A 17,425-nucleotide genomic window follows, 5' to 3' on the forward strand; every position below is an offset into this window, starting at 1 on the left:
GTCGGCCTTATTTTTCGGGGGTTTGGCTGACTTTTGAGTCAACTGCCGCCGGCCCGCCTTCGAGCTTGCGCCACAGCAGCCGCACATTGGCCTTGCGCACCAGGGCGCAGCGGTACAGGCGGATTTCCAGCGGCACATGCCACTGGCTACCGCCGCAGATCACCAGCTCGCCGCGCTCCAGCTCGCCGCGCATCGACAACCGCGGCACCCAGGCAATCCCCATGCCTTCGAGCGCCATGCTCTTGAGACTGTCGGCCATGGCGGTTTCATAGACAGTGGTATAGCGCAGGTTGCGCTGGCGCAGCAGCAGGTTGACCGAGCGCCCGAGGAAGGCCCCGGCGCTGTAAGCCAGCAGCGGCACGCTGCCCTCGCCTTCCAGGTCGAACATCGGTTTGCCGTCGGCACCTACCGCGCACACCGGCAGCATCTCGGTGGTGCCCATGTGCAGCGACGGGAAGATTTCGGCGTCCATCTGCAGCGCCGCGTCCGGGTCATAGAACGCCAGCATCAGGTCGCAGCCACCCTCGCGCAGGGCGTGCACGGCATCCCCTACGTTAGTCGCAACCAGGCGCGTAGCGATGTTCAAACCATCGTTGCGCAACTGGGCCACCCAGCGCGGGAAAAAGCCCGAGGCCAGGGAGTGGGCGGCAGCTACCTGGATGACCTCGCCCTGGCCACCTTCAAGATGATGTAAATGGCGGAGAACTTCGCTCAACTGGTCGACAACAGTGCGCGCGGTGACGAGAAACAGCTGCCCGGCCTCGGTTAGCTCGATCGGTGTGCGCGAGCGGTTGACCAGGGTCAGCCCCAACGCCGCCTCAAGGCTGCGAATACGCCGGCTGAAGGCCGGCTGGGTGACGAAACGACGCTCCGCTGCCTGCGAAAAACTGCGCGTGGAAGCCAGGGCACTGAAGTCCTCCAGCCATTTGCTCTCGAGGTTCATCGACTACTCCGCAACGCGTGCACCAAAATGGAACACGCTCGATTGTCAATCGGCGTCACACCAAACCGTATGCCGTTTGTGCATAGGTTAGCGTGCAACAGCATTGGCCGCAAAATCGGCTTCAGGCCTAGGATTGGCGCCATTCCGGCATGTGCCGGGTCAAAATCGAGATGATATCCATCATGTCCTCCGCTGCATCGTTCCGCGTCGAAAAAGATCTGCTTGGCACCCTTGAAGTCCCTGCCGATGCCTACTACGGCATCCAGACCCTGCGCGCTGCCAACAACTTCCACCTCTCCGGCGTTCCGCTGTCGCACTACCCGAAACTGGTAGTGGGCCTGGCGATGGTCAAGCAGGCTGCTGCTGACGCCAACCGTGAGCTGGGGCACCTGAGCGATGCCAAGCATGCTGCCATCAGCGCAGCCTGCGGGCGCCTGATCAAGGGCGACTACCACGAGCAGTTCGTGGTGGACATGATTCAAGGCGGTGCTGGTACTTCCACCAACATGAACGCCAACGAAGTCATCGCCAACATCGCGCTGGAGGCCATGGGCCACCAGAAGGGTGAGTACCAGTACCTGCACCCGAACAACGATGTGAACATGGCGCAGTCGACCAACGACGCCTACCCGACCGCCATCCGCCTGGGCCTGCTGCTGGGCCACGACGCCCTGCTGGCCAGCCTCGACAGCCTGATCCAGGCCTTCGCGGCCAAAGGCAAAGAGTTCGACCACGTACTGAAGATGGGCCGCACCCAGCTGCAGGACGCCGTGCCGATGACCCTGGGCCAGGAATTCCGCGCCTTCGCCACCACCATGACCGAAGACCTCAACCGTCTGCGGACCCTGGCGCCGGAGCTTTTGACCGAAATCAACCTGGGCGGCACCGCCATCGGTACCGGCATCAACGCCGACCCGGGCTACCAGGCCCTGGCCGTGCAGCGGCTGGCCACCATCAGCGGCCAGCCGCTGGTCCCGGCTGCCGACCTGATCGAAGCCACCTCCGACATGGGCGCCTTCGTGCTGTTCTCCGGCATGCTCAAGCGTACCGCGGTCAAGCTGTCGAAGATCTGCAACGACCTGCGCCTGCTGTCCAGCGGCCCGCGCACCGGCATCAACGAGATCAACCTGCCAGCGCGTCAGCCAGGCAGCTCGATCATGCCAGGCAAGGTCAACCCGGTTATCCCGGAAGCCGTCAACCAGGTGGCGTTCGCCATCATGGGCAACGACCTGGCCCTGACCGTCGCCGCCGAAGGTGGCCAGCTGCAGCTGAACGTGATGGAGCCGCTGATCGCCTACAAGATCTTCGACTCGATCCGCCTGCTGCAACGCGCCATGGACATGCTGCGCGAGCACTGCATCGTCGACATCACGGCCAACGAACAGCGTTGCCGTGAGCTGGTCGAGCACTCGATCGGCCTGGTCACCGCCCTGAACCCGTACATCGGCTACGAAAACGCCACCCGTATCGCTCGCGTCGCCCTGGAAACCGGCCGCGGCGTGCTGGAACTGGTGCGCGAGGAACAGCTGCTGGACGAAGCGATGCTCAACGACATCCTGCGTCCGGAAAACATGATCGCTCCACGTCTGGTTCCGCTGAAGGCGTAACCCGGCCGCTGCAAACCGTCTCACCAGGTCGAGGGACTAGACACCTCTCAGCCTTTCAAGGGCCCGAGCGAACGCTCCGGGCCCTTTTTTTATGCCTGCCCCGGCCCTACCTGTAGGAGCCGGCTTGCCGGCGATAGGGCCGGCACAGCCAGCACACAGCCTTAGCCCCTCCCCGGCACACAACTTGCTCCATAATGCCCCTCAGCCCAACGGGACACCGAGCATGCTGCACAGCCACCTCACCACCCTCAACGCGGTATCGCTGATCCTCAAGGTGTTCCAGGAGGACGGCGTGGCCGCGCAGCAGATGCTCGCCGGCAGTGGCATAGGCCCGGCCGACCTGGGCCACAGCGATGCACGCATCACCACCCAGCAAGAGCTGCAGGTGTGCGCCAATGCCGTGGCCCGGCGCGAGGACATCGGCCTGGAACTGGGCCGGCGCATGCATGTGTCGTGCTACGGCATGCTCGGTTACGCGCTGCTCTCCAGTGCCACTTTGGGTGACGCCCTGCGCCTGGCGCTGCAGTTTCCGGCACTGCTGGGAACAGTCTTCCAGCTGCGCCTGGTGGACGACGGCCAGCGGGTCTGGCTGAGCGCCAGCGAGCATTACGACGCGCCGGCGCTGGCGGCCTTCAATGCCGAGTTCTGCCTGGTGTCGCTGAAAGTCATCTGCGACGACCTGCTCGGCTGCCCGCTGCCGCTGCTGGCGGCGCGCTTCGAACATGCCCGCCCGGGCTACCACGCGCTCTACACCGGTGCATTCCAGTGCCCGCTGGGGTTCAATGCCGGTGACAACGCCTTCGCCTTCGAGCGCCGTTGGCTGGACATGCCGCTGCCCCTGGCCGACCCGGTCACCCACAAGGCCATGGCCGAACGCTGCCGCAAGCTGAACCTGGAGTTCACCGGGCGCCAGGCGTGGCTTGGGCGCATTCGCCAGTTGCTGCTGCAGCAGCTGGATGCCGCGCCCGGGCTCGAGGGGCTGGCGCGGCAGATGAACTGCTCGTCACGCACCTTGCGCCGGCATTTGCAGGCCCTGGGCAGCAGTTATCAACAGCTGCTGGACGAGCTGAGGTTCGAGCGGGCCAAGCAGCTTTTGACCGAGGACCAGATGCCGATCTACCGGATTGCCGAAACCCTGGGGTTCAGTGAGACCGCAAGTTTCAGGCATGCCTTCCAGCGTTGGAGCGGCGTGGCGCCGAGCCATTTTCGCGGCTGAGCTGCTGCGGCCGGCGCCTACAGCAGCAGGCGACTTCCTGTAGGAGCCGGCTTGCCGGCGATAGGGCCAGCAGCCTTGGCCACATCGATCCCCTTTTGGCCGTTTGCATCACTCCCGGTTCGCTGCCCGCCCAGCAGAATGGTCTGCACGCCAGCCCTACCGGAGAACAACAAATGCTGACGATCTATTCCGATGACCACCGCCTGCACCACGGCCGCTGCGAGCTGATCGACGGCCAACTGATGCCGTGCTTCGAAATGCCCTCACGCGCCGACCATGTGCTTGAGCAGGTGAAAAAGCGCAACCTCGGCGAAGTCCAGGGCCCCGCCGACTTTGGCCGCGCCCCGCTGCAGCGCATCCACAGCGCCGACTACCTGGACTTCTTCGAAGGCGCCTGGGCGCGCTGGGCCGCACTGGGCCACGACGGCGACCTGCTGCCGTTCACCTGGCCGGCGCGCACCCTGCGCCAGGTCAAACCCACCGGCCTGCATGGCGAGCTGGGCTACTACAGCTTCGACGCCGGTGCACCGATCACCGCCGGCACCTGGCAGGCCGCCTACAGCGCGGCGCAAGTGGCGCTGACCGCCCAGGCCGCCATCCAGCAAGGCGCCCATTCGGCCTTCGCCCTGTGCCGCCCGCCTGGGCACCATGCCGCCGCCGAGGTGATGGGCGGCTACTGCTACCTGAACAACGCCGCCATCGCCGCCCAGGCCTTCCTCGACCAGGGCAAGCGCAAGGTGGCCATCCTCGACGTCGACTACCACCACGGCAACGGCACCCAGGACATCTTCTATACCCGCAACGATGTGTTCTTCGCCTCGATCCACGGCGACCCGCAGGACGAGTTCCCGTTCTTCCTCGGTTACGCCGATGAGCTCGGCGAGGGCGCAGGCGCTGGCTGCAACATCAATTACCCGCTGCCTGCCGGCAGCGACTGGGCGGCCTGGAGCAGCGCACTGGAAGCGGCCTGCCAGCGCATCGACGCCTATGACGCCGAAGTACTGGTGGTATCCCTGGGCGTGGACACCTTCAAGGACGACCCCATCTCGCAGTTCAAGCTCGACAGCCCCGACTACCTGGAAATGGGCAAGCGCATCGCCCAGCTCGGCAAGCCGACCCTGTTCGTGATGGAAGGCGGCTACGCTGTGGAAGAAATCGGCATCAACGCGGTCAATGTGCTGGAAGGCTTCCAGCGCGCCCTGCCAGGAGCCTGAACATGGTCCGGATCAAGCGTCTGCTCGCCCCGCTCGTCGCTGCCAGCCTACTGGCCGGCGCCCTTACCGCCCATGCCGAACAGCGCACCCTGCGGGTGTACAACTGGTTCGACTACATCACCCCGAAAACCCTCACCGACTTCCAGAAGGACAGCGGGGTCAAGCTGGTGTACGACATCTTCGACACCAACGAGGCGCTGGAGGCCAAGCTGCTCACCGGCAACTCCGGCTATGACGTGGTGGTGCCGTCCAACGTGTTCCTCGCCAAGCAGATCGAGGCCGGGGTGTTCCAGCCGCTGGACCGCAGCAAGCTGCCCAACTGGCAGCACCTGGACCCGGCGCTGATGAAGCTGATCGAAGCCAACGACCCGGGCAACAAGTTTGCCGTGCCGTACATGTACGGCACCGTGCTGATCGGCTTCAACCCGGCCAAGGTCAAGGCCGCGCTGGGCGACAACGCGCCGGTGGACAGCTGGGACTTGATCTTCAAGGAAGAGAACATCGCCAAGCTCAAGCAGTGCGGCGTGGCCCTGCTCGACTCGCCGTCGGAGATTTTGCCGCTGGCGCTGGCCTACCTGGGCCTGGACCCCAACAGCGGCAAACCGGCGGACTATCAGAAAGCCCAGGACCTGCTGCTGAAGATTCGCCCGCACGTCACCTACTTCCACTCCTCCAAGTACATGGCCGACATCGCCAACGGCGATATCTGCGTAGCAGTGGGCTACTCGGGCAGCTTCTCCCAGGCCGCCAACCGGGCCAAGGAGGCGAACAACGGCGTGGTGGTGGACATGCGTCTGCCCAAGGAAGGTGCGCCGATCTGGTTCGACATGCTGGCAATCCCGAAAAACGCCGCCAACCCCGAGGATGCCCATACCTTCATCGACTACCTGCTGCGCCCTGAAGTGATCGCGCCGATCAGCGACTTCGTCGGCTACCCGAACCCGAACAAGGACGCCACCGACAAGGTCAGCCCGGCGATCCGCAACAACCCCAACCTATACCCGACTGCCGAGGCGATGGCCAAGCTGTACACCCTCAAGCCACTGCCGCGTGATGCCGAGCGGGCGCGCACCCGGGCCTGGACCAAGATCAAGTCCGGGACCTGAAAGCATCGCGGGGCAAGCCCGCTCCCACGCATACCTGTGCATGACACGCGTGGGAGCGGGCTTGCCCCGCGATAGCTATCTCCAGGCCTTGCGCAAGCGCATCAACGCCTCGGCAATCTGCCCCTCCGGCACCGCCGCAAACCCCAGTACCAGCCCTGCCCTTTCATCCACAGGCACCTCGCTGTCCGGCAACCAGTACCCGCTCAACGGGTTGACCTCCACCCCCACCGCCTCGGCCCGCGCCACCAACTCCTGCTCCCGGGCAAAGTTATCCACAGCCACCTTCACATGCAGCCCCGCCGCCACCTCCGGCATTGCCCCCAACCCGGCAACCTCTGCAGGCCACCCGGCCTTGAGCACGTTACGCCGGCTCAGCGCGGCCTTGCGCATGCGCCGGATATGCCGCTGGAAGTGCCCCTGAGCCATGAACTCGGCCATCACGCACTGGGTGCTCACCTCCGAATGCCGTACCGACAGCGCACGGCCCTGGCTGAAGGCCTGCACCAGGCGCCGCGGCAACACCAGATAGCCCAGGCGCAACGCAGGGAAGGCCACCTTGCCGAAGGTGCCGACGTACAGCACCCGGCCCTGGCGATCCAGCGCCGCCAGCGGTGCCAATGGCGCGCCACTGTAGCGGTACTCGCCGTCGTAGTCGTCTTCGATCACCCAGCCCTCCTGGCGCTCGGCCCAGGCCAGCAGCGCCAGGCGCCGGGCCAGGCTCATGGTCACCCCGGTGGGGTACTGGTGGGCTGGGGTCACATAGGCCACCCGGCAGCCAGACAAGCCGGCAAGCTGGGCGCAGTCCAGGCCCTCCTCGTCCACCGGCACGCCACACACGCGGGCACCGGCCACGGCAAAAGCATTACCGGCCGCGCGGTAGCCAGGGTTTTCCACAGCAACCCCGTCACCGGGCTGTAACTGCAGCTGTGCACAAAGGCTGATGGCCTGCTGTGCGCCACTGGTGATCACAATTTGTTCAGCGCTGCAAGTCAGGCCTCGGGAGCGGCGCAGGTAGGTGGCGATCAGTTCACGCAGTGGCAACTCCCCTGCCGGGTCACCGTAGCCGAGCAGAGCAGCATCGGGGTTTCGCCAGAAACCCGCTTGCAGCTTGGCCCACACGTCGAACGGGAACAGATCGAAGGCCGGTACGCCCACTCGAAATGCCCGTGGCGCACCGGTGCGAGGTAGCGGTAGGTGATGGTTTTTCAGGCGCTGCAACGGCTCACAAAAAGCCTCTGAACTGGATGAATCCTCAGTATCAGAAGCGTGAAATGTGGATAACTCTGTTGATAACCCACGGGATAACCCTGTGGATAGTTGTGTGGATAGTTTTGGTAGCTGGCTTACATAAGTGCCATCGCCTACCCGGCTTTCGATGAAGCCTTCGGCGTACAGCTGGTCATACGCACGCACCACGCTGTTGCGCGACAAACCCAGTATCACTGCCAGGTCACGGGTGGCCGGCAGCCGTGTGCCGCTGCCCAGGCGGCCATCCAGCACCCGCGCGCGCAACGCCTGGTACAGCTGCTGGCTGAGGCCACGGCGGCGGTCGAGGGTGATTCCGGCCGGGTCGAAAGGCAGCGCGTGGGTGTGCTCGCTCATGGCATTGGCCCTATGAAAACAGTCATGAATGGCTCTTACGCAGAGCCAATAGCCTGCCTAGGATGGAGCCACAGCACAAGGAACACCGGCATGTACAACAGCAAACCCCACCAGGAACACAACCTTGAAGCGCTGCACCGGCACATGCTCGACACGCGCCTGGCCATGTTGGTCAGCCATGGCGAGCAAGGCCTGCTGGCCACTCACCTGCCGGTGCTGGTAGCCACCGACGAAGGCGAGTTCGGCACCGTTTACGCCCACCTGGCCCGGGCCAACCGCCAGTGGCAGGACCTGCAGCTCGGCACCGAGGCGCTGCTGGTATTCCCCGGCGCCGACGCCTACGTCAGCCCAGGCTTCTACCCGAGCAAGGCCGACAACCCCAAGGTGGTGCCCACCTGGAACTACACCGCCGTGCACGCCTACGGGCCGGTCGAAGTCATCCACGAAGCGGCGCCGCTGCTGAACATCGTCAGCCGCCTGACCGAACGCCACGAACAGGGCCGCGACCAACCCTGGCAAGTCGCCGACGCGCCCGCGGATTACCTCGAAGGCATGCTGCGCGCCATCGTTGGTATTCGCCTGCCCATCGCCCGCCTGCAAGGCGCGCGCAAGCTCAGCCAGAACCGCTCGGCGCAGGATATCGCCGGCGTGCGTGAAGGCCTGGCCAGCAGCCCTGATTACCTGGACAACCAACTGGCGGCGCAAATGCGCCACCTCTGAAGGAACAAGCCCATGCCCACCATCACCCTGCGCCCCGTCAACGCCCAAGACCACGCCGCCTGGCTGGCCCTGTGGCAGGCCTACCTGCGCTTCTACCAGACCGAACTGGCCGAGGCCGTCAGCCTCAGCACCTGGCAACGCCTGCTCGACCCGAACGAGCCCACCCACTCGACTCTGGCCTGGGTCGATGGCAAGGCGGTGGGCATGGTCAACTTCATCTACCATCGTTCCAACTGGAGCATCGAGAGTTCCTGCTACCTGCAGGACCTTTATGTGGACAGCGAGGTACGCGGCCACGGCATCGGCCGCCAGTTGATCGAGCACGTGTACGCCACCGCCAAGACTGACGGCTGCATCAAGGTGCACTGGCTGACCCACGAGACCAACGCCACCGCCATCAGCCTGTACGAGCAGGTTGCCGAGCGCCCGGGCTTCATTCAATTTCGCAAAGGGTTGTAGGCCACATGACTGACGCATTGAACTGGAAGCCGGCCGGCACGCCCAATGCCGAGCCCCTCGACGGGCGTTTCATCCGCCTGGAAAAACTCGACCCGGCGCGCCACGGCGACGACCTCTGGGAGGTGTTGCAAGGCCGGGGCTGCGACCCGCTGCTGTGGGACTACCTGCCCTATGGCCCGTTCAGCGAGCGCGCAAGCTTCGAGCGCTGGCTCGAAGGCAACGCGGCCGGGCGCGACCCGCTGTTCTACAGCGTCATCGACCGCGCCAGCGGCCAGGTGCAGGGCATTCTCAGCTACATGTCGATCGTGCCCGAGCAGGGCCGCTTCGAAATCGGCCACATCGCCTTTGGCGCGACCATGCAGCGCACCCCGAAAGGCACCGAGGCGGTGTACCTGCTGGGCAAGCTGGGCTTCGAGCTGGGCAACCGCCGCCTCGAGTGGAAGTGCAACGACGCCAACGCCCGCTCCAAGCGCGCCGCCGAACGCTTCGGTTTCGCCTTCGAAGGGGTGTTCCGTCAGCACATGGTGGTGAAGGACCGTAACCGGGATACCGCCTGGTATTCGATCACCGATGGCGAGTGGCCGGCGGTGGCGGCGGGGTTCGAGCGCTGGCTGAGTGATGAGAACCAACAGCCCCAAGGCCAGCTACAAACCCTGGAAGCCTGTCGCAAACCTCTGTAGGAGCCGGCTTGCCGGCGATGAGGCCCTCAAACCCGACGCATGCCACCCGCTACGCGGGTGATCGCCGGCAAGCCGGCTCCTACAGGGGCCTCATCGAATTTTGCGCGGGCGATTTACCAGGCCCATCTGCAAACCGAACGGCTTGAACACGGCGTTCAGCGACTTCAGTGTAGGGTTGCCCTCACCCTGTTCGATCTGGATCAGGGTACGCACCGAAATCTTGCACATCTGCGCGAACTGGGTCTGCTGCATCTTCGCAACCTCCGTACGCAGCCGCCTGACCGCAGCACCCAACTCCAGGCTGCCATCGGCAATGCCTTCACGCACGCTGTCGATCAACAAGCCGCGGGCAGCGATGGACTCCGTCATGCGAACCCCCACTCGGCCATGCGTCACCTTCCCTCGTTGTGGATCTGAAGTGTGAGTCGGTACATAGTCAATCTGCAATTTACTGCACGTTATGGGTCGGCAACGCTTTTAATTCTGCAGCATAGTGCAGATTTTCCTATAAACCCAACAGGATTATGTATTTAAATGCAGATAACGCCAGCTAGAAGCTTCATTTCTGCAAAATAGTGCATATTCACCGAGCAAAAAAAGGGGAGCATTCGCTCCCCAGAGGTTAACCGCTTGCAGATGAGGGCTTGTTGATCAGCCCTCGATCTCGATCAGGATCTCGCCCGGAGTGACCCGGTCGCCCTTGGCCACGTGGATGGCCACGACCTTGCCGGCGATGGCCGCCTGAACCTCGGTCTCCATCTTCATGGCTTCGGTGATCAGCACCGCCTGGCCGGCCTTGACCACATCGCCTTCCTTGACCAGCACATCGACGATGTTGCCCGGCATGGTGGTGCTGACGTGGCCCGGCGCGCTGGCTTGCTTGCGCTTGCTGCTGCCGCCGCCGACGAACTCGTTGAGCGGCTCGAACACCACTTCTTCCGGCATGCCGTCGATGGACAGGTAGAAGTGGCGCTTGCCCTCGGCCTTGACGCCTACGCCGGTGATGTCGACGCGGTAGGTTTCGCCGTGCACGTCGATGACGAATTCGGTCGGTACGCCTTCGCCGCCGGCCGAGGCCACGGCGCCGGCTTCCGGGATCGGCAACAGGGTTTCGGGGGCCAGGGTGCCGGCTTCACGCTCTTCGAGGAACTTGCGCCCGATGTCCGGGAACATGGCGAAGGTCAGCACGTCTTCCTCACTGCGCGCCAGGGCGCCGATGTCGGCACGCAGCTTGGCCATTTCCGGCTTGAGCAGGTCGGCCGGGCGCACGTCGATCACCTCTTCGCTGCCGATGGCCTGGCGGCGCAGTTGCTCGTTGACCACGCCCGGGGCCTTGCCGTAGCCGCCTTGCAGGTACAGCTTCACCTCGTTGGTGATGGTCTTGTAGCGCTCGCCGGCCAGCACGTTGAAGAACGCCTGGGTGCCGACGATCTGCGAGGTCGGGGTCACCAGCGGCGGGAAGCCGAGGTCCTCACGCACCCGCGGGATCTCCGCCAGCACTTCGTTCATGCGGCTGAGCGCGCCCTGCTCCTTGAGCTGGTTGGCCAGGTTGGAAATCATCCCGCCCGGTACCTGGTTGACCTGCACGCGGGTATCCACGGCGGTGAACTCGCTCTCGAACTGATGGTACTTCTTGCGCACGGCGTAGAAGTACAGGCCGATCTCCTGCAGCAGTTGCAGGTCCAGGCCGGTGTCGAACTCGCTGCCCTTGAGCGCGGCGACCATCGACTCGGTGCCCGGGTGGCTGGTGCCCCAGGCAAAGCTGGAGATGGCGGTGTCGATATGGTCGGCACCGTTCTCAACGGCCTTGAGCTGGCACATGGCAGCCAGGCCGGCGGTGTCGTGGGAGTGGATGAACACCGGCAGCGACTGCTCGGCCTTCAGCGCCCGCACCAGCTCGCCGGTGGCGAACGGGGTCAGCAGGCCGGCCATGTCCTTGATCGCGATGGAGTCGCAGCCCATGGCTTCCATCTGCTTGGCCTGGGCGACGAAGGCGTCGATGGTGTGCACGGGGCTCACGGTGTAGGCGATGGTGCCCTGGGCATGCTTGCCGGCGGCTTTCACCGCTTCGATGGCCACGCGCAGGTTACGCACGTCGTTCATGGCATCGAAGATGCGGAACACATCGATACCGTTGACCGCAGCCTTGGCGACGAAGGCCTTGACCACGTCGTCGCTGTAGTGGCGGTAGCCCAGCAGGTTCTGGCCGCGCAGGAGCATCTGCAGGCGGGTGTTGGGCAGGGCGTTGCGCAGCTTGCGCAGGCGCTCCCACGGGTCTTCCTTCAAGAAGCGCACGCAGGCGTCGAAGGTGGCGCCGCCCCAGACTTCCAGCGACCAGTAACCAACCTGGTCGAGCTTGTCGCAGATCGGCAGCATGTCTTCGGTGCGCATGCGGGTAGCCAGCAGGGACTGGTGGGCGTCGCGCAGGATCGTGTCGGTAACAAAGATTTTCTTGGACATTATTCGGTTCCTCACAGGCCTGCGTGGGCGGCGATGGCGGCGGCGATGGCCAGGGCCAGCTCTTCGGGTTTGCGCTTGATCGAGTAGTTGGTCAGTTCGGGGTGGCTTTCGACGAAGCTGGTGTTGAACTGGCCGCTACGGAATTCCGGATTGCGCAGGATTTCCTGGTAGTACGCGGCGGTGGTCTTCACCCCCTGCACGCGCATGTCGTCCAGGGCCCGCAGGCCGCGGTCCATGGCTTCTTCCCAGGTCAGCGCCCAGACCACCAGTTTCAGGCACATGGAGTCGTAGAACGGTGGAATGGTGTAGCCGGTGTAGATCGCCGTGTCGGTGCGCACGCCCGGGCCGCCCGGGGCGTAGTAACGGGTGATCTTGCCGAAACTGGGCAGGAAGTTGTTTTTCGGGTCTTCGGCGTTGATCCGGAACTGCAAGGCGAAGCCGCGGTGCTGGATGTCTTCCTGCTTGATCGACAGCGGCAGCCCCGAAGCGATGCGGATCTGCTCGCGAACGATATCGATGCCGGTGATCTCTTCGGTGATGGTGTGTTCCACCTGCACCCGGGTGTTCATCTCCATGAAGTACACCTCGCCATCGGCGAGCAGAAACTCCACGGTACCGGCGTTCTCGTAGTCCACGGCCTTGGCTGCGCGCACGGCCAGGTCGCCGATGTAGGCGCGCTGCTCGGGGGTCAGCTGCGGGCTTGGGGCAATCTCGATGAGCTTCTGGTTACGGCGCTGGATCGAGCAGTCGCGCTCGAACAGGTGCACCACGTTGCCGAAGCTGTCACCGAGGATCTGCGCCTCGATATGCTTGGGGTTGACGATGCACTTTTCCAGGAACACTTCGGCCGAACCAAAGGCCTTGGTGGCTTCGGAGATGACCCGGGGGAAGTTCTGTTCCAGTTCTTCACGGCTGTTGCAGCGGCGAATGCCACGCCCGCCACCACCGGAGGTGGCCTTGAGCATCACCGGGTAACCGATGCGCTCGCCCTCGCTCAGGGCTTCGTGAATATCGGCAACGTTGCCTTCGGTGCCGGGGGTAACCGGTACACCGGCCGCGATCATGGTGCGGCGGGCCTCGGTCTTGTCGCCCATGCGGCGAATCACGTCGGCGGCCGGGCCGATGAACTTGATCCCGCGCTCGGCGCAGATATCTGCCAGTTCAGCGTTTTCCGACAGGAAACCGTAACCCGGGTGCAGGGCGTCACAGCCGGTTTCCACAGCAAGGTTCACCAGCTTGCGCGGGTTCAGGTAGCCGGCCAGGGGCTCGGCACCGATGCTGTAGGCCTCGTCGGCGCGCTTGACGTGCAAGGCGTGCCGGTCGGCGTCGGAATAGATCGCAACAGAGCGAATGCCCATCTCGGCGCAGGCCCGCACGATGCGGACTGCGATTTCACCCCGGTTGGCGATCAGGATTTTTTTTATCACTGGATTCTTCCCAAAGCCGTAGGAACAGACGATCCGGTTCTACCGGTCGGCGCGTGACCAGACGTTGCTGGCCAGTCGCACAATCACCCTAGCGCTGAAGGTCGATAAACAAAAATCAATATTTGTTAGAGGCTGCATAAGCAAAAGCTTATAGTTGAGTAACAAGGTATTGCCGACGGCGGGATAAAAATGCGTAAGTCATTGATGCGTATGACTTTGCGTCAATTGCAGGTGTTCAACGAGGTGTGCGATTTGCGCTCTTACAGCCGGGCGGCCGAAGAAATGGCGCTAACGCAACCCGCCGTAAGTCTACAGATCCGCCAGCTCGAGGAGCTGGTGGGGCAGCCGCTGTTCGAGTACGTCGGCAAGAAGCTCTACCTGACCGAAGCCGCCGAAGCGCTGCAGCGCGCCAGCCGGGATATCTTCGGGCGCCTGGAGAACCTCGACATGCAGCTTTCAGACATGCAGGGCTCACTGCAGGGGCAGCTGAAACTGGCGATCGAGTCCAGCGCCAAGTACTTCGTGCCACACCTGTTCGCCGCCTTCAAGCAGCGTCACCCGGAGGTCAACCTCACCCTCACCGTGGTCAACCGCGCCCAGGCGATCCGGCGCCTTTCCGACAACCGCGACGACCTCACGGTGATGTCGATGGTGCCCCAGGACATGGGCCTGGAGTTCTTGCCGTTTCTGAACAACCCGATCGTCGCCGTGGCGCCGCCCAACCACCCGCTGTGCAAGCTCGATAAGTTGCGCCTGCAAGACCTGGAACCTCATACGCTGCTGGTACGCGAGCAGGGTTCGGGCACGCGCAAGGCCTGCGAGGAGTTCTTCAAGGAGAAGCGCGTGCACTTCACCCAGACGCTGGAGGTGGCCTCCACCGACTCGCAGCGCGAGTGCGTGGTGGCGGGCCTTGGCATCGCCCTGCTGACCCGCCACGCGGTCAACCTGGAGCTGGCCACCGGTGTGCTCAAAGAGCTGCCGGTGGAGGAGCTGCCGCTGTACCGCAGCTGGTGCCTGGTGCAGTCCAGGAGCAAGCGCCAGTCACCGGTGGCCTTGGCCTTCCAGGCGTTCATCCGCGGCGAACGTGCGCAGATCAGCGGGCTTGGGGAGCGTTTCTCGGGGAAATTGCCGCCGACACCTGCCACACCGTGACCGCTTGCAGGTCGGGGTAGTCGGCGATTTCACGCAGCAGCTGGCGCTGGTCGCAGTAGCTTTCGATGGCGCGGCGGAACTCCATGCGGCGCTGGTCCTTTTCCTGCTGCTTGCGAGCCTTGGCGTTGGGTTGGTACGAACCGTCGTGATCGTGAGCCATTGCCTGTCTCCCAGATAGGATGCGGGGAGTTTCAGGTTGGCTGCGGCGGTTTACGATTTGGCGGTGGAATGGTGACAGATTGGTGAAATTTCGCCGCCTGTTCGGGCCCTATCGCCGGCAAGCCGGCTCCTACAGGTGATCTTTGTAGGAGCCGGCTTGCCGGCGATAGGGCCCGAACAGGCGCTGCAGATCAGTCGTCGGTAGCCTTGATCGACTTGGGCGACAAACGCAGGCTGCGCAAGCTGCGCTTCACGCTCTTCAAGTGGTTGACCAGGCTCGGCCCGCGAGCCATGGCCACGCCCATGGCCAGCACGTCGATCACCACCAGGTGGGCGATACGCGAGGTCAGCGGGGTGTAGATTTCGGTGTCTTCGTGCACGTCGATGGCCAGGTTCACCGTCGACAGCTCCGCCAGCGGGGTTTGGCTGGGGCACAGGGTGATCAGGTTGGCGCCGCTCTCACGCACCAGGTTGGCGGTGATCAGCAGGTCTTTGGAGCGCCCCGACTGCGAAATGCACACCGCCACATCGCCAGGCTTCAAGGTGACCGCCGACATGGCCTGCATGTGCGGGTCGGAGTACGCCGCCGCGCTGAGCAGCAGGCGGAAGAACTTGTGCTGGGCATCAGCCGCTACCGCACCCGAGGCACCAAAGCCGTAGAACTCCACGCGCTGCGCCTGGGACATGGCGCTCACCGCCTGCTGCAAGGCCAACGGGTCGAGGTGCTCGCGCACCTCCATCAGGGTGTGCAGGGTGGTGTCGAAGATCTTCAGGCTGTAGTCGGCTACCGAGTCGTCTTCATGGATGGCGAACTGGCCAAAGCTGGCGCCTGCGGCCAGGCTCTGCGCCAGCTTGAGCTTGAGGTCCTGAAAGCCAGAACAGCCGATCGCCCGGCAAAAACGCACGATGGTCGGCTCGCTGATACCGACGTTATGCGCAAGGTCCGCCATGGAACTGTGCATGACCGCAGCCGGGTCCAGCAGCACATGGTCGGCTACTTTCAATTCCGATTTGCGCAGCAGGTGGCGCGATTGGGCGATATGTTGCAACAGATTCACAGGCTGGACTCGGTTATGATCGGCTGGCCGGGATGTAGCTTTCTTGTAGTTATACTACATGCTTGCCAACCCGCCCAGTTAAACGAACGTGGAGAGTGGTGGTTTGACTATTCCTTGCGACATTCTGGTCTTCGGCGGCACGGGCGACCTGGCCCTGCACAAGCTGCTGCCGGCGCTGTACCACCTGTATCGCGAGGACCGCCTGCACAACGCCGTGCGGATCATTTCCCTGGCCCGCCGGCCGTTGCCGCGCAACGACTACGTCAAGCTTGCCGAACGCCACTGCCGGGCGCAGATCGCCCGCCAGGACTTCGACGAAGAAGTGTGGCAACGCTTTTCGGCGCGGCTCGACTACTTCCCCATGGACGCCTCGCAAAGTGGCGATTTCGGCCGCCTGGCGCGCTATCTGGGCGAGCCTGGAGGGCTGACGCGTATCTACTACCTGGCCACCGCGCCCACTCTTTTCGTGCCCATCGCCAACCACCTGCGCATCGCCGGGCTGGTCGATAGCGAGGCGCGTATCGTGCTTGAAAAGCCCATCGGCCATTCGCTGGAGTCGGCCACCGCCATCAACGAGGCGATCGGCGCGGTGTTCGATGAGCCCCAGGTGTTTCGCATCGACCATTACCTGGGCAAGGAAACCGTGCAGAACCTCATGGCCTTGCGCTTTGCCAACGCTTTGCTCGAACCGGTATGGCGCAACAGCCAGGTCGACCACGTACAGATCAGTGTCTGTGAAACCCTGGGCGTGGAGAACCGCGGCGGCTACTACGACCGCGCCGGCGCCACCCGCGACATGCTGCAGAACCACCTGCTGCAGCTGCTGTGCCTGGTGGCCATGGAGCCGCCGGCGCAGTTCGAGGCCGAGGCGGTGCGTGATGAAAAGGTCAAGATATTGCGGGCGCTCAAGCCGATCACCGGCCAGGACGTGCAGGACAAGACCGTGCGCGGCCAGTACCACGCAGGCAAGATCGGCGGTCAGGAAGTGCCGGCCTACTACTTCGAAAAAGACGTCGACAACGACAGCGACACCGAGACCTTCGTCGCCGTGCAGGCGCACATCGACAACTGGCGCTGGGCCGGCGTGCCGTTCTACCTGCGCACCGGCAAGCGCATGGCGCGGCGCACCTCGCAGATCGTCATCCAGTTCAGGCCGGTGCCCCATGAGCTGTTCAACGGCGGCCAGGTCAACCAACTGCTGATCCAGCTGCAGCCGGACGAGCACATCAGCCTGCGCATGATGACCAAGAGCCCCGGCAAGGGCATGCGCCTGGCCCCCGTGGAGCTTGACCTGAACCTGGCCCAGGCATTCGCCCAGACCCGCCGCTGGGAGGCCTACGAACGTCTGTTGCTGGATGTGCTGGAGGGTGACTCGACCCTGTTCATGCGCCGCGACGAGGTCGAGGCGGCCTGGGCCTGGATCGACCCGATCGTGCAGGGCTGGGAGGAGCACTTCCAGGCGCCGCGCCCGTACCCCGCCGGCAGCAACGGGCCCGAACAGGCCAACAGCCTGCTCGCCCACCAGGGTAGAAAGTGGCATGGCTGAAAGGTTTCATGCTGCCTTGGGTTGCGACAAAACCTGAAGCTGGCCCCTGTAGCGGCGCATTTAGCGTCGCACTCAG

The 17,425-nt window shown here is 64.0% G+C and carries 16 protein-coding genes; 9 read left to right on the forward strand and 7 right to left on the reverse strand.

The window, feature by feature from the left end:
• Window positions 1–7: 7 nt before the first annotated feature.
• On the reverse strand, window positions 8–943 hold the full coding sequence (locus KSS94_RS26770; protein WP_217841009.1) for a LysR substrate-binding domain-containing protein: 936 nt from the start codon (window positions 941–943) through the stop codon (window positions 8–10).
• Window positions 944–1,125: 182 nt separating this feature from the next.
• Between KSS94_RS26770 and aspA the strand changes: the two genes are divergently transcribed.
• From aspA to KSS94_RS26790, 4 genes are all read left to right on the forward strand, one after another.
• The gene (gene aspA, locus KSS94_RS26775; protein WP_217841010.1) at window positions 1,126–2,550 is read left to right on the forward strand and encodes an aspartate ammonia-lyase; all 1,425 of its coding nucleotides are present in this window, start codon (window positions 1,126–1,128) and stop codon (window positions 2,548–2,550) included.
• Between the two features lie 223 nt (window positions 2,551–2,773).
• Complete coding sequence (locus KSS94_RS26780) at window positions 2,774–3,766, forward strand: AraC family transcriptional regulator (protein ID WP_217841011.1); 993 nt, start codon at window positions 2,774–2,776, stop codon at window positions 3,764–3,766.
• A gap of 173 nt (window positions 3,767–3,939) precedes the next feature.
• Entirely contained in the window at window positions 3,940–4,980 is a 1,041-nt protein-coding gene (locus tag KSS94_RS26785; RefSeq protein ID WP_217841012.1) for a histone deacetylase family protein, read from the forward strand.
• Window positions 4,981–4,982: 2 nt separating this feature from the next.
• Window positions 4,983–6,086: an extracellular solute-binding protein gene (locus KSS94_RS26790; protein WP_217841013.1), complete on the forward strand. Its 1,104-nt coding sequence runs from the start codon at window positions 4,983–4,985 to the stop codon at window positions 6,084–6,086.
• Between the two features lie 75 nt (window positions 6,087–6,161).
• On the opposite strand, the gene pdxR is transcribed toward KSS94_RS26790, so the two are convergent.
• Window positions 6,162–7,688 (reverse strand): MocR-like pyridoxine biosynthesis transcription factor PdxR, encoded by a 1,527-nt coding sequence (gene pdxR, locus KSS94_RS26795; protein ID WP_217841014.1) that lies wholly within the window; start codon window positions 7,686–7,688, stop codon window positions 6,162–6,164.
• A 90-nt stretch (window positions 7,689–7,778) separates the two neighbouring features.
• Between pdxR and KSS94_RS26800 the strand changes: the two genes are divergently transcribed.
• Genes KSS94_RS26800 through KSS94_RS26810 form a run of 3 tightly spaced genes read left to right on the forward strand, consistent with a single transcriptional unit; the run spans window position 7,779 to window position 9,547 of the window.
• Window positions 7,779–8,408, forward strand: coding sequence for an FMN-binding negative transcriptional regulator (locus tag KSS94_RS26800; RefSeq protein ID WP_217841015.1), 630 nt, complete (start codon window positions 7,779–7,781; stop codon window positions 8,406–8,408).
• A gap of 12 nt (window positions 8,409–8,420) precedes the next feature.
• A complete protein-coding gene (locus KSS94_RS26805; protein ID WP_217841016.1) occupies window positions 8,421–8,867 on the forward strand; it encodes a GNAT family N-acetyltransferase in 447 nt (148 codons plus the stop codon).
• Between the two features lie 5 nt (window positions 8,868–8,872).
• Entirely contained in the window at window positions 8,873–9,547 is a 675-nt protein-coding gene (locus tag KSS94_RS26810) for a GNAT family N-acetyltransferase (protein WP_217841017.1), read from the forward strand.
• A 90-nt stretch (window positions 9,548–9,637) separates the two neighbouring features.
• On the opposite strand, the gene KSS94_RS26815 is transcribed toward KSS94_RS26810, so the two are convergent.
• The 3 genes from KSS94_RS26815 to KSS94_RS26825 form a co-directional block, all read right to left on the reverse strand.
• On the reverse strand, window positions 9,638–9,916 hold the full coding sequence (locus tag KSS94_RS26815) for a helix-turn-helix domain-containing protein (RefSeq protein ID WP_217841018.1): 279 nt from the start codon (window positions 9,914–9,916) through the stop codon (window positions 9,638–9,640).
• Window positions 9,917–10,198: 282 nt separating this feature from the next.
• Window positions 10,199–12,007, reverse strand: coding sequence for a sodium-extruding oxaloacetate decarboxylase subunit alpha (gene oadA, locus KSS94_RS26820; protein ID WP_217841019.1), 1,809 nt, complete (start codon window positions 12,005–12,007; stop codon window positions 10,199–10,201).
• Between the two features lie 11 nt (window positions 12,008–12,018).
• Window positions 12,019–13,434: an acetyl-CoA carboxylase biotin carboxylase subunit gene (locus KSS94_RS26825; protein ID WP_217841020.1), complete on the reverse strand. Its 1,416-nt coding sequence runs from the start codon at window positions 13,432–13,434 to the stop codon at window positions 12,019–12,021.
• 189 nt (window positions 13,435–13,623) lie between these two features.
• Here KSS94_RS26825 and KSS94_RS26830 point away from each other — a divergent pair, with 189 nt between their 5' ends.
• Window positions 13,624–14,586: a LysR family transcriptional regulator gene (locus tag KSS94_RS26830; RefSeq protein WP_302471817.1), complete on the forward strand. Its 963-nt coding sequence runs from the start codon at window positions 13,624–13,626 to the stop codon at window positions 14,584–14,586.
• On the opposite strand, the gene KSS94_RS26835 is transcribed toward KSS94_RS26830, so the two are convergent.
• Together KSS94_RS26835 and hexR are read right to left on the reverse strand one after the other, a co-directional pair.
• Complete coding sequence (locus KSS94_RS26835; RefSeq protein ID WP_217841021.1) at window positions 14,528–14,746, reverse strand: PA3496 family putative envelope integrity protein; 219 nt, start codon at window positions 14,744–14,746, stop codon at window positions 14,528–14,530. The genes KSS94_RS26830 and KSS94_RS26835 overlap by 59 nt on opposite strands.
• Before the next feature lie 190 nt (window positions 14,747–14,936).
• The gene (hexR, locus tag KSS94_RS26840; RefSeq protein WP_217841022.1) at window positions 14,937–15,803 is read right to left on the reverse strand and encodes a transcriptional regulator HexR; all 867 of its coding nucleotides are present in this window, start codon (window positions 15,801–15,803) and stop codon (window positions 14,937–14,939) included.
• Window positions 15,804–15,906: 103 nt separating this feature from the next.
• Here hexR and zwf point away from each other — a divergent pair, with 103 nt between their 5' ends.
• Complete coding sequence (gene zwf / locus KSS94_RS26845) at window positions 15,907–17,349, forward strand: glucose-6-phosphate dehydrogenase (protein WP_217841023.1); 1,443 nt, start codon at window positions 15,907–15,909, stop codon at window positions 17,347–17,349.
• The last annotated feature ends 76 nt before the right edge of the window (window positions 17,350–17,425 follow it).

This window comes from Pseudomonas fakonensis (assembly GCF_019139895.1).
Lineage (GTDB): Bacteria > Pseudomonadota > Gammaproteobacteria > Pseudomonadales > Pseudomonadaceae > Aquipseudomonas > Aquipseudomonas fakonensis.